The sequence below is a fragment of the Spiroplasma sabaudiense Ar-1343 genome (assembly GCF_000565215.1).
In the GTDB taxonomy this organism is placed as follows: Bacteria; Bacillota_I; Bacilli_A; order Mycoplasmatales; family Mycoplasmataceae; genus Spiroplasma_B; species Spiroplasma_B sabaudiense.
On the sequence record NZ_CP006934.1, the window covers coordinates 312,065 to 330,574 of the forward strand.

15 protein-coding genes are annotated in these 18,510 nt (G+C 30.4%); all 15 read left to right on the forward strand.

Going from position 1 to position 18,510, the window contains the following annotated elements:
- Positions 1-7: 7 nt before the first annotated feature.
- Complete coding sequence (locus SSABA_RS01500) at positions 8-277, forward strand: TIGR04561 family membrane protein (RefSeq protein WP_025250832.1); 270 nt, start codon at positions 8-10, stop codon at positions 275-277.
- 24 nt (positions 278-301) lie between these two features.
- Entirely contained in the window at positions 302-1,909 is a 1,608-nt protein-coding gene (locus SSABA_RS01505) for an MSC_0882 family membrane protein (RefSeq protein WP_025250833.1), read from the forward strand.
- Positions 1,885-3,000, forward strand: a complete 1,116-nt coding sequence (gene hemW, locus SSABA_RS01510; protein WP_025250834.1) for a radical SAM family heme chaperone HemW — start codon at positions 1,885-1,887, stop codon at positions 2,998-3,000. The genes SSABA_RS01505 and hemW overlap by 25 nt, the downstream gene beginning before the upstream one ends.
- Before the next feature lie 104 nt (positions 3,001-3,104).
- On the forward strand, positions 3,105-5,252 hold the full coding sequence (locus tag SSABA_RS01515) for an ATP-dependent Clp protease ATP-binding subunit (protein WP_025250835.1): 2,148 nt from the start codon (positions 3,105-3,107) through the stop codon (positions 5,250-5,252).
- A 65-nt stretch (positions 5,253-5,317) separates the two neighbouring features.
- Complete coding sequence (gene hrcA, locus SSABA_RS01520; protein WP_025250836.1) at positions 5,318-6,340, forward strand: heat-inducible transcriptional repressor HrcA; 1,023 nt, start codon at positions 5,318-5,320, stop codon at positions 6,338-6,340.
- 2 nt (positions 6,341-6,342) lie between these two features.
- On the forward strand, positions 6,343-6,984 hold the full coding sequence (locus tag SSABA_RS04920) for a nucleotide exchange factor GrpE (protein ID WP_025250837.1): 642 nt from the start codon (positions 6,343-6,345) through the stop codon (positions 6,982-6,984).
- A gap of 19 nt (positions 6,985-7,003) precedes the next feature.
- Positions 7,004-8,797: a molecular chaperone DnaK gene (gene dnaK, locus SSABA_RS01530; RefSeq protein WP_025250838.1), complete on the forward strand. Its 1,794-nt coding sequence runs from the start codon at positions 7,004-7,006 to the stop codon at positions 8,795-8,797.
- A 58-nt stretch (positions 8,798-8,855) separates the two neighbouring features.
- Positions 8,856-10,016 carry a DnaJ C-terminal domain-containing protein gene (locus tag SSABA_RS01535; protein WP_025250839.1) on the forward strand — a complete coding sequence of 387 codons (1,161 nt, stop codon included), beginning with the start codon at positions 8,856-8,858 and terminating at the stop codon, positions 10,014-10,016.
- Positions 10,017-10,193: 177 nt separating this feature from the next.
- A complete protein-coding gene (locus SSABA_RS01540; protein WP_025250840.1) occupies positions 10,194-11,543 on the forward strand; it encodes a hypothetical protein in 1,350 nt (449 codons plus the stop codon).
- Between the two features lie 18 nt (positions 11,544-11,561).
- Positions 11,562-12,695: a tRNA 2-thiouridine(34) synthase MnmA gene (mnmA, locus tag SSABA_RS01545; protein WP_025250841.1), complete on the forward strand. Its 1,134-nt coding sequence runs from the start codon at positions 11,562-11,564 to the stop codon at positions 12,693-12,695.
- A gap of 51 nt (positions 12,696-12,746) precedes the next feature.
- Positions 12,747-13,352 carry a hypothetical protein gene (locus SSABA_RS01550; RefSeq protein ID WP_025250842.1) on the forward strand — a complete coding sequence of 202 codons (606 nt, stop codon included), beginning with the start codon at positions 12,747-12,749 and terminating at the stop codon, positions 13,350-13,352.
- 53 nt (positions 13,353-13,405) lie between these two features.
- On the forward strand, positions 13,406-15,550 hold the full coding sequence (locus SSABA_RS01555) for a DUF2779 domain-containing protein (protein WP_025250843.1): 2,145 nt from the start codon (positions 13,406-13,408) through the stop codon (positions 15,548-15,550).
- A gap of 1 nt (position 15,551) precedes the next feature.
- Positions 15,552-16,532 carry a methionyl-tRNA formyltransferase gene (fmt, locus tag SSABA_RS01560; RefSeq protein ID WP_025250844.1) on the forward strand — a complete coding sequence of 327 codons (981 nt, stop codon included), beginning with the start codon at positions 15,552-15,554 and terminating at the stop codon, positions 16,530-16,532.
- Entirely contained in the window at positions 16,504-17,820 is a 1,317-nt protein-coding gene (locus tag SSABA_RS04925; protein WP_025250845.1) for an HAD-IIB family hydrolase, read from the forward strand. Before fmt ends, SSABA_RS04925 begins: the two co-directional genes overlap by 29 nt.
- A gap of 110 nt (positions 17,821-17,930) precedes the next feature.
- Positions 17,931-18,488: an elongation factor P gene (gene efp, locus SSABA_RS01570; RefSeq protein WP_025250846.1), complete on the forward strand. Its 558-nt coding sequence runs from the start codon at positions 17,931-17,933 to the stop codon at positions 18,486-18,488.
- Positions 18,489-18,510: the final 22 nt, after the last annotated feature.

Below are 18,510 nucleotides of genomic sequence, written 5' to 3' on the forward strand. Positions count from 1 at the left end.
AGTTTTTATGAATATTTTAAATTTATTAGCAAGTTTAAAGATTTTAGATTTTGTTATTCCGGTTTGAGTTATTTTATTAATTTTTGTTATTTTTGGTGCGATTATTTTTGGACTATATATTTACTTATTGGTTTATTCAAAAAATAAAACCGCTAAAGAAAATGGCTTAAACACTTCTTTAAAGGAAAAGCAATTATACAAGTTTGAAGAATTGCAATCAGACTTTGAAAAAGAGCTGGCAAAAGTAAAAAAAATACATAAAAAGAATAAAAGTTAGAACTTTTAGAAATGGGGCGGCATTATGGAATTTTACGATAATTTTGAATTAAATGATTTTGAAAACCAAAATGAAAATGGCGGTTTCAGCAATCCAATTGATAATTTTAATAATATAAATAATGGATCTAGCCAAGGAAACAATTTAATTCAGCCAAGACGATTCGAACAAGTTCGAATTAATAATCCTAATAATTACCAAGTTCAAAATAATTTTCAAAGAACTAATGGCGGTTTTAACCCAAACTATAACTTAAATCAAAACTCCTTATTGTATCCAGGATTTGAACAAGAAGCAATCAACCCTTATTCTAGACAGGTATCCTCTTATATTGATGAAACTTCAGAATATCAAAAGTCAGTAATTCAGGAAAACAATTCTTCAGCAAAAAAAGAATACTTTAGGAAATTGCAAAAAGATGGTTTTTTAGCAGGACAACCCTCACCCCGCAGAATTCCAAGACAACCTTACAACTATTACAATGGCCAAGAGTATTATCAAGAGATAATTGATTTTGACAGACCAATCAGTTATGGGAATTATGACTATAACCCTTATCAAAATGACTATTTCTATGGCAACCCAAATCCTCAAAGATTTTATCAACCAATCCCGCAGCACTATATAAATAATAATCATCAAGTGCGTGATTTTTGTAATGTTCCAGGATGTGAAATGTCTATTAACTCGCAAAATCATTCAAACCCAGGACAAAATCAAGGAGCTTCAAGTAATGAAAGCCAAAATTATTTTATAAATGATAGCCAACAAGGAAATCAAGGAAAAGTCAGTCAAGAAGTAGATTACTCAAAAGAGTATTCTAGATCAAAGATAATTCCAAAGCAAATTCTGAAAGAAATTTTTTCAGAAAAAATGAGAGTTTCGACTCTATTGATAATTGGGTTAATTGGCTTCGCAGTTACAGCATTCTTCACAGCAGCTTACTTCACAGCATCTAAACTTGGTATTAGTTTTACAGATAGCGAAGCAACAATATGAGGGGTAAGCACTTCAAAAATTCCTCACCCATTTTGAATGATAAGTTTAATGATAATATCGATTTCGTTTTTCTTAGTTGGATTAACCGATTTAATATTGTTGAGATCTAACATAAAAAAATACGAAAAAGATTTAAGAATGGGTTATGAACAGGTTCCATATTTTATAACTAAAAACTACCGTTCAATTGTTGCGCGATCTGTTTATATTAATTGAATCTCTTTCACAAGTTATGTATTGCTATCAATTACACTGGGAATTTTATATGGATTACAATCAGCCTATGATTCAGGTCAAGAAAATATCTATTTATTTTTCTGAAAAATTGGTATTCTTAAGAGCTTTACTTCTGAAATTACAGTAACAATTGTTTGTTTGCTATCTGTTTTAGGGATTCATATTTCAAATATTGTTTTAAGTAAAATCCGAAAAAATAATATTATTTCTTATTATGGCTATGAAATTCTTCCAAGAGAAGAAATAAGAGCAATTAGAAAACACGCTAATAAAATATGTATGATTATTTTCTTTGTAACCTTATTTATAGTTTTATTTTTAATTGTAATTCCAATAATATTGCTTAAAAAGAAAAAAGGAGTTCCATTCCGTTGACCTTGACAGATGATAAATTAATAGAATTAGACATTGAAAGCTTGTACGTTCACATTCCGTTTTGTGATAGTATTTGCTTTTTTTGTGATTTTGTTAAAGTTAAAAAGACATCAGATAGTGAAGTCGAAGATTATCTAAAAAAATTAGAAAATGAAATCTCGCTAAATGAAAATTATTTATCCAAAATTAAAACAATTTATATTGGTGGGGGAACCCCCAGTTGTTTAAATATTGAGTGCACAATTAAAATGTTAGAAATTTTAAAACCTTTTACCACAAAGGTCGAGGAATACACAATTGAAATTAATCCAGAAAAAGTTAACGAGGAAAAATTAAAAATATACTTAAAATACGGCATAAATAGATTAAGTATTGGTATTCAAACATTTAACAATTCATTGCTGAAAAAAATTGGAAGAATTCACGACAATACTCAAGCAATTAAAGTTATCAAAATGGCGCGAGTTTTGGGCTTTAAAAACATTTCTATAGACTTAATTTACAATCTCTACGATCAAACTCATGAAGATATTTTGACAGATATTTCCTTTATTAAAGATTTGCAACCAGATCATATATCGTGGTACTCGCTAATATTAAAAGAAAACTCAATTTGAGGAAAACTTAAAAATAATTTACCAGAAAATGATGAATACTTTGATGAGGTAATTAATAGGGAATTAGCCCATCTTAGGTATCAAAGATATGAAGTTTCCAATTACGGGCTAAATAAATCAGTATCAAAACATAATTTATCTTATTGAACCAATAAGCAATTTATTGGTGTTGGCGTTGGTGCGGCTGGCTTTTTAAAAACCAATAAGGGACCGATATTAACAAAAAACAGCGGAAACGTATTGTCTTGGAATCAAAGCACTGAAATTTTGAGTCAAGAAGATTACTATTTACAAATAATAATGATGGGTTTGAGACTTGTTGACGGGATAAATTTTGAAAATGTAGCTGATGGAAAAGCGGCATTTGAGTTTTTTAAAACAGATTTAGAAAAACATTTGGATAACGGTTTGCTTGAATTAACAAAAACTGGTTTAAAATGCACAAAAAGAGGCTATGAAATAATGGATGCAATTCTGGTTGATTTAATTAAATAAAAAAATTTTAGCACTCTGGTATTGACATTGCTAAAATTTTCTTTTATGATTTCAATAGTTAGCAAACCAACTATCTGATTGCTAACTTTTGGGAGGTAATGAAAATGGAGTTTAATCAAAAAATAGATCCAAGTAACGATCCAGACGTTCTAGCTAAATACACTCGTGATTTAACTCAGAATGCTCGTGATGGTAAAATAGATCCAATAATTGGTCGTGACGATGAAATTATGAGAGTAATAAGAATACTTTCAAGAAAAACAAAAAATAACCCTGCATTAATTGGTGAGCCAGGAACTGGTAAAACAGCTGTGGTTGAGGGTCTTGCCCAAAGAATTGTTAAAAATGACGTTCCAGCCACTCTGAAAAACAAACGAATTTTAGAATTAGATATGGGAAGTCTTATGGCTGGCGCGATGTACTTGGGTGATTATGAATCCAGAGTTAAAGGGGTCATAAATGCAATTAATAAAGCAAATGGAGAAATAATTTTATTTATTGACGAAATGCATTTAATTGTAGGAGCAGGAAAAAGTAGTCAAGGTTCGGGTATGGATGTTTCAAACTTGCTAAAACCTTCTCTTGCTAGAGGTGAGTTGAAAGCAATTGGTGCAACAACCTTAAAAGAATATCGTGAATATATTGAAAAAGATCCAGCACTTGAGCGAAGATTTCAAACAGTGGTTGTAAATGAGCCAAGCATTGAAGAAACTATTTCAATTTTGCGAGGTCTAAAAGAACGTTTTGAAACATTTCATGGTGTGAGAATTCACGATAATGCCCTGGTGACAGCTGCCAATCTATCAACAAGATATATTGCAGATAGATTTTTACCAGATAAAGCAATCGATCTAATTGATGAAGCCTGTGCAACTACTAAGACAGAGCTTTCTTCGGTACCCTCGGAATTAGACATTATCAATAGAAAAGTAATGCAATTAGAAATTGAAAGAGCAGCACTTTCAAAAGAAAAAGATGAAAAGTCAAAGGAACGATTATCTGAAGCCGAAAAAGAACTTGCAAAGTTAAAAGTTAGTCAAAAAGAGCTAAATAGTCGTTGAGAGAAAGAGCGTACTGCAATAAATAAAATTACAGATATGAAAGCTAATTTGGAACAACTAAAAGCAGAATTAGAGCAAGTGCGTTCTCAAGGAAATTGAAGCAGGGCTGGTGAAATTCAGTATGCTTTAATACCGAGTCTAGAAAAACAACTAAAAAATAGTGACGGTAATTTAGATGAACACTTAATTAACGAAGATGTGACAGAAATTGAAGTAGCAGAAATTGTTGCAAAATGAACCGGAATCCCTGTTGATAAATTAGTTGAGTCAGAGAAATTTAAATTGCTTGGTATGGAAACACTTTTAAGAAAAAGAGTAAAAGGACAGCCAGAAGCAATAAAAAAAGTTACTGAAGCAATTTTAAGAAGCAGATCTGGAATTAAAGATCCAAACAAACCAATTGGTAGCTTTTTATTTTTGGGACCTACTGGGGTTGGAAAAACCGAGGTGGCTAGAAGCTTATCAGAAGTTTTATTTAATTCAGATAAAAAAATGATTAGGCTTGACATGTCTGAGTTTATGGAAAAACAATCAGTTTCTAAACTGATTGGTGCCCCTCCAGGATATGTTGGATACCAAGAAGGTGGAAGGTTAACCGAAGCCGTTCGTAGAAATCCCTATTCAATTGTATTATTCGATGAAATCGAAAAAGCTCACCCAGATATTTTTAATGTCTTACTGCAGGTTTTAGATGACGGTCATATTACAGATTCGCTAGGTAAAAAAATAAATTTTAAAAATACAATTATCATAATGACTTCAAATATTGGAGCAGAGAGAATGTTGTCAACTGAATCAGAATTTGTTGACGAAAAATTGCTTGAAAAAGAATTATTTAATTATTTCAGACCAGAATTTTTAAATAGAATTGATAATATTGTAAGTTTTAGACCGCTTTCAAAAGCAATTGCAGGAGAAATTATTGAAAACTTACTTGAAGAACTTCGTCAAAGAGTCAGTCATGAGTTAGATATCAATATCACTTTTTCTCAAAAATGTAGAGAAAAAGTACTTGAGGAAGGCTATGATAAACAGTTTGGGGCTAGACCTCTAAAAAGGTATATTTCAAAACATATTGAAACAGTTTTAGCCAAAGCCATTGTAAGCGGAGATTTAGAAGAAAAAAGAAATTACATTATAAATGTCAATAACGATGATTTTATTGTTGAATCTACAAAAAAATTGAATTAGCACTTGAAAAGTAAGAGTGCCAGATATACAATCAAATAGTAGGTTTTTTAAAGGAGTAGTTATAAATGTTAACAAAACGACAAGAAAAAATCTTAAAAATTATAATCGAAGAATATATACGCTCAGCTCAGCCAGTTGGTTCGAAAAAAATTCTCGAACTAATAAATATTGACGTATCTTCAGCAACAATTAGAAATGAGGGAGCAATTTTAGAGGAAAAAGGATTTTTAGAAAAAGAGCACACTTCTTCAGGAAGGGTTCCATCAACAATTGGTTATCGTTATTTTGTTGATAATTTAATGTCAAAGGAGAACACGGATGACATTAAAATACGCTTAAGCAAAATTTTTGAACAAAGAAATGCTAACATAGTAGACGTCCTCGATCAAAGTTGTAAAATTTTGAGTGAGATGACTAATTTGGCCTCGGTTGTGACTACCACCCCAGATAACGGGGAGGCGTTATTAAGAAAAGCCGAGTTAATTCCGATTTCAAACGAAAGTGCAGCGGTTATCTTTGCTCTTTCAAATGGAATTGTCGAAAATAAGGTTTTTAATCTTGAAAATATTTCACTTGAAGATTTACAGACTTGCATCAATTTGTTTAATGAAAGACTTGTGGAAACTAAAATTAAAGATTTAGATGTTAAAGTTGAAGCAATAAGACCAATCTTGCAACAACAAGTTAAAAAGTATGAGTTTGTGTTACAGACATTCTTAAATGTGATTCTGCATAACACAAGTTCAGTTACTAAAACTCAAGGAGTTCAGTATATGCTAGAAAATCCTGAATTTTCCGACCCCAATAAAATTAAAAGTGTTTTAAAATTAATTGAGTCAATTTCTCCATTTGAATGATATAAAAGTCAAACCGAGGAAAATGAAGCACAAGTAAAAATTGGCTTTGAAATTGGCGAAGAAAATAATGATTTAGCACTTATTGGAACAAACTTTAAATCTCCTGACGGCTTTAATAATGCAATAACTCTAATTGGCCCAAAAAGAATTCAATATGATAAAGCAAAAGAGTTATTAGATTGAATCGGTATTAAAATTAAAGAACAGTTTTTTGAAAATAAGGGGGAATAAATGTGTCAGATAAAGATTTAAATGAAATTAAAAAACTATTAAACGATGTTAAAAAACAGCTAGAACCAAGAAAAAGTTCAAATGGTGCAGAAGATATTAATGATAAAGCAGAAAATTATGAAAAAAATTTAAAAGAAAAAAATACTAAAAAAAGAGCTGTAAATTATTCTAATGAATCAATTGAACAACTTGAAAATTATTTGGATGAACTAATTTTTGAAAATAGTCGTTTAAAGGAAGAAAAATTATTGGCAATTGCTGAAAACCAAAATATTGTCAGACGTTATCAACAAGAGTCGATTAATGTTAAAAAATATGGAGGTCAAAAGTTAGCCGAGGGAATTATTCCAGCAATAGACTTATTTAGGGGGGTTTTAAATCAACCAAATGATAATCCAGAAATTAAAAACTATTTGATAGGATTTGAATTTATTATTAAACAAATTGATGAGGCCCTAACTAATGCAGGAATTCAAATTATTCAAACTAAAGTTGGAGACAAGTTTGATCATAATATTCACGAAGCAAATGAGCAAGTTGAAACCGAGGCAGTGGCAAGCGGTTTAATTGCTCAAGTTATTCAAAACGGTTATAAATTACATGATCGTGTTATCAAGTACGCCCTAGTAAAAGTGGCTAAATAATTAAGAGAGGTATAAGAAAATGGCAAAAGAAAAGATTATAGGAATTGATTTAGGAACAACAAATTCTGTTGTTGCTATAATGGATGGTGGACAACCAATGGTTTTAGAAAACCCCGAGGGACAAAGAACAACTCCTTCAGTTGTGGCTTTTAAAAATTCAGAAATTATTGTCGGGGGAGCTGCTAAAAGACAAGCAGTAACAAACCCTAATATTGCAATATCAATTAAACGTGAAATCGGAACTTCAAATAAGGTTAAACTTGAAGGTAAAGATTATTCTCCTGAGCAAATTTCAGCAGAAATATTAAGATATATGAAAAAATTTGCTGAAGAAAAATTAGGACAAAAAATTACAAAAGCAGTAGTTACTGTACCAGCATATTTTAATGACGCACAAAGAAAAGCGACTAAGGATGCTGGTAAAATTGCGGGATTAGAAGTTGAGAGAATTATTAATGAACCAACAGCTGCGGCTTTGGCATACGGATTGGATAAACAAGATAAAGAGCAAAAGGTTTTAGTTTATGACTTAGGGGGAGGAACTTTTGATGTTTCTGTTCTAGAATTGGCTGAGGGAACCTACGAAGTATTGTCAACAAGTGGTGATAATAAACTTGGTGGTGATGACTTTGATGAAAAAATTATGAACTGAATAACAGAAAAAATTAAATCAGAACACAAAGTTGATTTATCAAAAGATAAAATGGCATTGCAGAGATTTAAGGATGAAGCTGAAAAAGCTAAAATAAATCTTTCAAGTCAATTAGAAGCAGATATTAACCTACCGTTTATAGCAATGGATAGTTCAGGGCCAGTATCTTTTTCAACTAAATTGACAAGAGCCGAATTTGAAAAAATGACAAAGGATTTAGTAGAAAGAACTCTAAAGCCAGTTCGTGACGCTTTAAAAGAAGCAAAATTAAAAGCCAGCGATATCGATCAAATTCTATTAGTTGGTGGTTCAACAAGAATTCCAGCAGTCCAGGATTTAGTTAAAAAAGAACTTGGAAAAGATGTTAACAGAACAATAAATCCTGATGAAGTAGTGGCAATGGGAGCTGCAATTCAAGGTGGAGTCTTAGCGGGTGATATTACTGATGTATTATTATTGGATGTAACCCCGTTATCTCTTGGGATTGAAACAATGGGTGGAGTTTTCACAAAACTAATTGATAGAAATACTACAATTCCAACCGAAAAATCTCAAGTGTTTTCAACAGCAGCAGATAACCAACCAGCGGTTGACATTCATGTTCTTCAAGGAGAACGTCCAATGGCATCAGACAATAAAACATTAGGGCAATTTCAATTAACTGGAATAAAATCAGCTCCGCGAGGAGTTCCCCAAATTGAAGTTACTTTTAAAATTGATGTAAACGGTATTGTTTCAGTACACGCAAAGGACAAAGAAACTAATGAAGAAAAATCAATCACAATTTCAAATTCAGGAAGTTTAACTGATGCTGAAATCAAAAAAATGATTGAAGAGGCTGAGGCCAATGCAGAAATTGATGAAAAGAAACGTAAATTTATTGAATTAAGAAATAAAGCAGAAGGTTATTTAAACATTATTGATCAAGCATCGTCTGAAGCAGGAGACAAAGTTACTCCCGAACAAAAAGAACAATCTGAAAAATTAGCAAATGAAATCAAGGAACTTATTTCTAAAGAGGATTTTGCTGGATTAGAAGCCAAAATGAATGAACTTGAAATGGCAATGCAAGCCGCTTCTCAAGCAATGCAACAAGCAGAACAACCAAAAGATAATTCTGAATCTGATTCAACAACAAATGAAGATAAAGAGAAAAAATAATCAACTTAATAATTGCAACTAACTTTAGTTAGTTGTTTTATTGTAGAAAGAGGATAAAATGGCTGAAAAAAACAAAAGAGATTATTATGAGGTTTTAGGGGTAAGTAAAACAGCTGATGAAAAAGAAATTAAGGCTGCCTATCGAAAATTAGCAAAAAAATACCACCCAGATGTTAACAAAGACCCAAAGGCTGTTGACAGTTTTAAAGAGGCAACAGAAGCGGCTGAAATATTATTAGATTCAGATAAGCGTTCACGATACGACCAATTCGGTCACGCTGGTGTTGATTCATCATCTGGTGCTGGTGGCTTTGGTGGCTTTGGTGGCTTTGGCGGATTTGGTGATTTCTTCTCAAATATGGGTTCTGCTGGAAATGGTGATTTTTTTGAAGATATTTTTTCAGGAATTTTTGGCGGAGGAAAATCAAGAAGGGGAGGATTTGGTAGACAAACTTCAGAGCGCGGTAAGGATTTAATTGCTGAAATAGAATTAAGTTTAAAAGAACTAATTTTTGGAACGACCAAAATTATTGATGCTAATTTGCTGGTTAAATGTGAAGAATGTGACGGTGTTGGAGCAAAAGATAAAAACGACATTATTAAGTGTGAGTTTTGTTCAGGATCGGGTATTGTTAACGTTGTCCAGGATTTAGGAATTGCTAAATTTCAAACCCAACAAACCTGTCCAAAGTGTGCTGGAGCAGGGAAAACATTTAAAAATAAATGCAAAGTTTGTCGTGGTGAAGGATGTCATAATAAAGAATCAAAAATTGAAATTATAATTCCAAAGGGTATTTATCCAGGTCAACAATTAGTCATGCGAAACGTTGGTAACTATTCGAAAAATGGAGGGGAAAAAGGTCATTTATATATAAATATTCATTTAAAAAAATCAAAAGTTTTCTCAATTACTCCCGATGGTAATATTAAAATGATACTAAATGTAAGTTATCTTGACGTAATTCTTCAAAACCAAATTCAGGTTGAAACTTTTGATGGCCCAGTGCAAATAAAGATTCCTTTAAAAGCACAAAATGGAACAACGATTAATATTGAAAACAAAGGACTTTTCAGAAGTCAAAGTTCAAACCATCGCGGAAAATTAATTTGTGAGTTAAATATTATTGTTCCAGATAAAGTTTCAGATTCTGAGAAAAAATTAATTAGTGAAATTTACTCAAAAACTGATTTTAAAGCAATAAATAAATTAGATGATTAATTTTCAAAATCTTATTTTAAATAAAAAAGAGCACTTTTTGCAACAATTCAAAAAAAGGATAATCTAGTGATAAAACCTTTTATAAAAATCTTGTTGTAATAGAAGTGCTCTTTTATTTTGTGATAAATTTGGAATATGATTAAAATATTGTATAATTATAAAAAGTGGGTGTAAAAAATGAAAAAAAATATTAAGATAATTGAAATAAATCGTCAAAATGATTCAAACTTTGATAAACATTATTTTGACCCCTTGAAATCAGTTTGATATGAAGACGAATTTACAACGGATTTAAATTCATCCACAATTAATTTAGAATTGAATCAAACCCAAGTTAATAATGAAAATGAAGTTTTTTTTAATAACAATTTAATTAATTCATCAAAAAGCAAGATTAGTGATTCGAAAGCTAATTCTGAATATTTTGATATCGTTCATAATACAAGTTTGAACGTTTTAGAACCAGACGAAGTTTCACAATCAAATAGTCAATTACCAAAAGACATTCTAGATTTAAGAAAAGAAAGTTTTTTAGCAGAAATGAAGAGTAAGAAGAATAGTACGATTACTTCATTTCAAAAGCAAGAATTAAACTCGAGCCAACAGGAGCATACAGAGCAAAATTTTATCAGAAATGAACAATTAAAATATTCAAATTTGCAAACTCCTTTTAAAAATGTGATTGATGAAATAACTGTCCCTGATAAAAACGTCATTGAAAATAGAGAATTTTTAACTAACAATAAATTTGAAGGTCAGTTTGATAATTATAATATCGTAACAAAGGATATTAATCAAATTCAAGACTTGAATAAGAAAAGAGTTAGCTATAACAATAGTCAAAGTCAATTTGGTCAAAAAGTTAAACCAGGGAATAATGTCAGTTCTTTATTTAGTAATGAGGAGGTTGAAAGTATTTTTGTTAACCAAAAATCTATAAAACCAAATAGAACAAGTCAAGTCGTTAATCCGTTTCCGCTTCCAAGTGGAGCTTCTAAAACAAAGTATGAATACGATTTAAATGGTATTTTTATTAATCCCAAAAATAAGCCACCACTTTCAAAAGTTAAAAAACAAGTAATAATTCCAAATGAAAAAAATCATAACTCTTATCAAAATAGAATTATTTATAACTACCATGAACAAGGGTCCCATCCAGCAAAAAAAGTCTTGAGCAATGTTTTTAAAAAGCAAAATAATTTGGAACAATTAAATTTTAATAAACCAATTATAAATGACTTGGATTTTACAACAAATTTTAATGACGATGATTTTAACGATGTTGTGCAGTCAAGACGCCACAAACTCCCATTGGATGATTTGAATTTCTTTAATAATCACGCTAATTCAACAACAGAAATTTTAAGATCTTTAAGCCAAAACTTAGCACCGAATTCGATAAATAGCGATTACACTTCGGAAAATTTTGATGATTTTGAAAATTGATTTAAAAACAATCGTGATGCTAAAAAAATTAAAAAAATAACACAAAAAGAAAACAGGTTATTAACAAAAATTAATAAGTAGATTGGAGAGGAGCCTTAAATGGAAAAACTTAAAAAAATCATTGTAGGGCTATCTGGGGGAGTGGATTCCTCGGTCGCAGCTTTACTATTGAAACAACAAGGTTTTGAAGTTGAAGGTCTCTTTATGAGAAACTGAGACTCGGATTTAAATCAAGAATTCTTAGGAAGAAGCGAAAACAAAGATAATATCTGCGAACAAGAAAAAGATTATAATGATGCATTGGAAGTAGCCAATAAGTTGAATATTAAGTTGCATCGAATAGATTTTGTTAAAGAATATTGAGATTATGTTTTTGAGTACTTTATTTCAGAATATAAAAAAGGTAGAACCCCAAACCCTGATATTTTGTGCAATAAATATATAAAATTTGATAAATTCTCAAACTATGCATTTAATCAATTAGGTGCAGATTTTATTGCAATGGGTCACTATGCGGGCACTGAGTTTAATAAAGAATCTAAACAGTTCAATCTATTAGTTCCCAAAGATAAAAATAAAGATCAAACTTATTTTTTAAGTCAGTTAAACCAAAAACAAATATCAAAAGCTATTTTTCCATTATTTAATCTTGATAAAAATGAAGTTAGAAAAATCGCCAAAGAACACGGGCTGATTACAGCAGATAAAAAAGACTCTACAGGAATTTGTTTTATAGGTGAGCGAGATTTTACAAAGTTTTTACAAAACTATATTCCAAATCAGCCGGGAAACATAGTGGATATTAAAACTAACAAAGTTATTGGAAGCCATATTGGAGCCATGTACTATACAATAGGGCAACGCAAGGGATTAAATCTTGGTGGATTTGAAGAGCCTTATTATGTTGCAAAAAAAGATATAGAAAAAAAAATTATTTACGTTGCTAAGTTGAGTGACGAGACATTTCTAATTTCTAAAAAATGTTTAGTAAATGAAATAAATTGAAACACGGAACTTAAATTTATTTTTGAAGATCCAACAGATTTTGTTTGTGAGGCAAAATTTCGTTATCGTCAAAAAGGCTCAAAAGTTAGAGTAAAAAAAATTACAAATGACTCAATTATTGTTGAGTATTTAGAACCAATAAAATCAGTTACCGAAGGGCAGCAAGCAGTATTCTATTTAAACAATATCTGCATTGGCGGGGGAACTGTTGACAAAGTTTTTAAATAATTTTTTAAAATTAGAAAAATAGTTTATTATATTAATAGATAGGATTTTGTTATGTTTGGATTTATAGTTATAGGGTTATTAGTGGTTGTAATCATTTTCTTAATTGTCACTACAATAACTGGAAAAAAAGCAAAGAAAAAAGAGATTAATCAAAGAAAAAAAATTGTTCGTGATGAAATAAAAAATTACATCTTTCGAGAAGAAAAACGTAAAAATTTAAGAGTTAACTTTGAACAGGTGTTTGCCCGTAAAGGACCAGATTACAAGTATCGTGATGTCTTCGATGTAATAGTTGATATAATAGAACCAAAAACAAACCAAATTACTGAAGTTAAAGCTTATGAAATTGAGGGATTTCCAGTTCGAATTGATAAGAAAAATACTAGAATTGAATGAACAGTTAATAAAGAAATTGATATCGAAGAAACTCGCCGCCGTATTGCAATTGCTGAAAAACAAGTTAAATTATCAAAAGAAGAGAAAAAAGCGATTAAAGTCGAAGAAGTATCACTTTTAAAAGAGCGCCGCGAGCAAGAGCGTTTAGAATATAAAGAGTTAAAGCAAAAACAAAAAAAAGAAAAATCAATTGTTAGTAATTCAACAGACGAAGCTTTGAAAAAAACCACAGTTAAGTTTGTTCCAAAACGTAGTAAATAGCAAAAACATTTGTCTTTTGATAAATGTTTTTTTGTCTTGATGGGGGTAAAATAATGAATAGTATTTATAAGGATAAGATTTCCAAAGAAGACTTCAAGAGAGCTTTGGGAAGCTGCTTTAAAGAGTCATGAATAATGCATTCCCAGAGCAATTTTGAATTTGCCTTACAACTAAAAAGAAAGTCTCTAATGCAGTTTAATGTTTCTGCAGAAATAGAAAATGAAAGTGACTTTGAAAGCTCTTCTGCAGCGAACGATGTTATGGAGTATTACTTTAATAATTTTAAAAGTCAAAACCCAGCATCGGATGAATTAGAAGTTCAAAGAAAATGAAAAAAAGCATGAATGGATTTAGACGATTTAAGTGCTCAAAATGTTGATGGTTTTGATATTTTAAAATTTGAAGAGGAATCAATCATTGATGGTAATTTAGTTGGGGCTGCTGCACAAAATTACTTTGCAGCAGAAACTATCTTAAAAAATGAAAATCGCTCAAAGCAATTAAAAACTTTTGATTTAAGTGGTTTGCCATTCAATGTGGCAGTTGAAAAAACTCAGGAATTAATTAAAACAAATGATTACGAATATCTCTTTGAAGCTGCTTTTGGTTATGACAATTTTAATTTAAAAACTAGATGTGATGTTCTGAAACTAAATCAAAATGATTCTTCAGTTGAAATAATTGAAATAAAAGCGACCAGTAAAGTGAAAAAGGAGCATTTTTTCGATTTAATGTATCAGTATTTCGTTTTAACACAAAATAATTTAGTAGTTTCTGACGTAAAAATTGGCCATATAAGATCCAATTATATAAGAGGACAGAAGTTTGACCTTTTTTCCAGTGATTTAAAAGATCAAAGTAGTGAAATGTGAGAAAACACTCCCAAAATAACGTTCGAGGAGTGTTTGTTAGAAATTGAATCTGAAATTGAGCCTGAAAATTATGGCGATTCAGATGACCTTGATTTTGAAGGTTTTTTTGAAATCGATAGTTTAAGTTGAGGAACTTCAGCAAAAAGATTATCATTAATGAATTTAATTCAGATTTTTGAAAAAAATTTTAGTATTCATGAGATATTAAAGGAAATCACCAATCTATATTCTTTATCAGAAGATAAAATAGTAAGTTATTTACTTAAACCTCATTGTATTACAACTATTAATAAAAATGCTAAAAATATTTTTTTAAAGGTTGATCATAATGAAGATTTGACTTGTTATCATGCGCTTCCATATTATGATAAAACAAAAGAAAACATCTTCAATTTCACAGGCCTGAAGAAAAAAAACAAGGCTTTAATATTTCATACAACCGGAAAGGTTTATTTATCTGATTTTTCAAGTTTAGATTCTCCAGAAATTCCCAAAAATCCTAAGAATGAATCTTTGTTTTCAGAGGCGAACCACAGACACTTTGAGGTTTATAAGAAGTTTTTAGAAAGCGGTTCAAATTTTGATGAATCTCAGATAATTTACAAGGAATTCTCGTCAACTTTGGAAATAATGCTTAAAAAATATTTGGATTACCCAATATATATGTATGACTTTGAAACTGTTAAATGAGCAATTCCAAAATTTAATCAATCAAAATCCTATCAACAAATCCCTTTTCAGTACTCAATTGACATAATTAAAAATCAAAATTATGACTACAAAAACCCAAACACTATGGATCACTATGATTTTTTGGCAAGTGATACCAGTGACCCAAGACCGGCTTTTATTAAAAATTTTTTAAAGGATATTTTTAAATCTGGTCCGGGAGTTTATGTTGCCTACAATGATGCTTTTGAAAAAATGGTTTTAAAGCATCTTGCACTTTTATTCCCAAAATATCGCAAATCGCTACTTTATGTGGCACAAAATACGATTGATTTAATGGATTTCTTTAAGGGGAGTAAGTCGAAGGGAATTCCGTGATTTTTAATTTATCACCCACTATTTCATGGAAGTTATTCAATTAAAAAGACCCAGCCAGCCTTAGAAGGTGATTTTAGTTATCAAGACCTGATAATAAACAAGGGTGATAAAGCTAGTCAAATATTTCGACAATTTAGTGATGGAGCAATTAAACAAAAAATCTGAGAAGAAAATGTTAGAGAAGACATGATAAAATACTGTAATCGCGACACACTAGCAATGGTTGTGGTTTTACAAAGAATAACAGAAATTTTTAAAAAATATAAAGGAGAACAATAAGATGAAAAAAAAGTTAATTTTTTTTGGAACACCAGAAATTGCCGTTAAAATACTTGGTGGAATTAATCTCAATGATTTTGAACTGATAGCGATTGTTACTCAGCCAGACAAAAAATATGGACGCAAGCAGGAGTTAAAACCCAGCCCTGTAAAAGAGTTTGCTATAAATAACAATATCAAAGTTTTACAACCTTTAAAGGTTATTGAAATATTTGAGGAAATTAAGGAAATGAAACCCGATCTTTTATTGACGTGTGCTTATGGTCAAATGATTCCTACTAAAATTTTAGAATTAGTCTCAGGGATGGCAATAAATGTTCACGCAAGTTTACTTCCAAAGTATAGAGGAGGTTCACCGATTCAATATGCCTTGCTTAATGGAGATAAAACAACAGGGATTAGTTTAATGCAAATGATAAAGGAAATGGATGCGGGAGATTTTTACGTTCAAGAATCAATTGACATTTTGCAAACAGATGATTGTGAAAGTCTTTTTGAGAAGTTAGGATTCCTTGGAAAAGAAATGGTTCAAAAATATTTGTTAAAAATCGTAAATAAAGAAATTTTACCAATTGCCCAGAATGAAAAATTGGTTTCCTTTGCCCCTAAAATAACAAGTGAAATGGAAAAAATCAACTTTAATTTAAGCGCAGCTGCTGTAATAAATCAAATAAGAGCATTCGCCCCAACACCTGGAGCTTTTGGAATAATAAATAATGAGCGCTATAAAATTTTAAAAGCTCGTCTATTATCAGAAAAAGAAATTTTCCCAATGACTCTTACAATTAAAAGAAACGGAGAGGTTATTTATTTTGATAAGGAAGGCTTCATTGTTTATACCAATTTTGGGATGATAAAAGTTTTAGAAATTCAAAGACAGGGAAAAACCAAGATCAGTGCTGGTAATTATTTTGTCAATAAATTAAAAGATATTCAAATTGGGATGATTTTTAATGAATCAGAAGCAAAAATTAATCTTTAAAATTTCTTTAGCTTCGGTTATTTCTGGGCTACTTTTTGTAATTGGCTTTTTAACATCATTTATTCGTTTTACAGATTATGTTGTTTTGCAATTGAGTGATGGTTTATTTTTAGCTTTTTGTGCGTTAATCCCGGGCTCGTTAATGCTGGGACCAGCGGTTGTTTACCCACTAATCATTGATTTATCAGCAGGGGTATTTGCCTATATTCCGATTTCAATTTCAATTAGAATTTTAATGTTTCTCGTAGTTAAAATACTAAGTAAAAAAATAACTGCTTATGGGAGTTTTATAATCGCTAGTTTTTTGGTTTTACTTTACTTACCGTTTACCTATTTTATTTTTAAAGATAAAGGCTTATTAATTTTGGAGATAGTAACTGATTCAATTCAAGGAGTTATTTCAATCTTGTTCTCATCTCTTATTTACTTTTCGATTAATAAAAGCAGTAGCTTAAAAGAATTACTAAATTTTAGAACTAAATACATTCCAAATCAAAAATGATGATTTTCAGATTATGATGGAACGTTATCTTTTAACTCAAATTCTGATTTTGATAAAAAAAGCTATGATTTTATAAATGAGTGGACTACAAAAGAGCCGAAGCAAAACAACTTTACATTCACAACAGGAAGACTTTACAGTTTTATCTTAACAAAAACAAAGCATTTAAAATTTAAACCAAAATATACAATTTGTGCAAATGGAACATTAATATATTCTCGAACTGGCAATATCATCTATTCAAACCCAATACCCAAAAAAACCCGAATTCAGCTGATCGCATACCTTAAAACAATGACTCTTTTTCCAATTGACGTTGCAATTCAAGGTGAAAAATTACTATTTCATCACTACTACAATGATAATTTGGATGAACGTCGCAAAATAAATAAAAAGCACTTTGAAGATAACTATGAAAATGTTGAAAAACTATTTTTGCATTCCAAAAATGTAAATGTTGCTTATATTTACACAGAAAAAGACCACCAAAGTTTAATCAAGATAATTAAACAAAAATTTCCAGATCTTGAGGCCCTGCAAACTAGTCCATTTATTGTCGAAATTTTTAGCAAAAAAGCTTCAAAGTGAAATGCAATCCATTGAATTATTACAAGAGAAAAGATTAAGCTTCAAAATACTTTTGCCACAGGAGATGGTGACAATGATTATTTGATGCTAAAAAATATTCCAAATTCTTGAAAAATGAAAAAACACTCTAAGATGTTAACTAATCTAGAAATTCCGATTATTTCAAATGTTAACGAAATTAGCAATGAAATAACATAGCTTAGAAAACCAAAATTTAGTTGTAATTAATATTGCAAATTTAGCAGTAAGTGCGAAAAATCTTAGAAAATTAGATATAATTAGTTTAAATGATATAAAGGAGAATAATTATGCAAGTTAATGACTTAAGACCAGGAACTACCTTTTCTTATGAAAACAATATTTATGTAGTAATTGAGCAATCATTTACTAAAACAGGGCGCGCTCAAGGACACGTAAAAGTAAAAGTAAAAAATTTACGTTCAGGAGCTCGTACCGAAATTACATTTACAGGAGGAGATAAAGTTGACAAGGCTTTAATCGAAAAAAAAGACATGCAGTATCTTTATAATGATGGCTCAAATTGTGTGTTTATGAACACAGAAACTTATGAACAAGTGGAAATTCCATCATCAAAATTGGAATGAGAACTAAAATTTTTGAATGATGGAAGCATGATAAAATTAACAGAATATGAAGGGGAAGTACTAGGTATTTCTTTAGATGATAAAGTTGAATTAGAAATTACCGAGGCAGAACCAGCTGTTAAAGGTGACACCTCTTCGGGAGCTCAAAAAAAAGCAATTTTATCGACTGGTCATGAAATATTAGTACCACTCTTTATAAAAGAGGGCGAAAAAGTCTTGGTAAATACAAACGACGGTAAATATGCTGGTCGTTCAAATTAATTAATTTCATAGGAAATTGGGG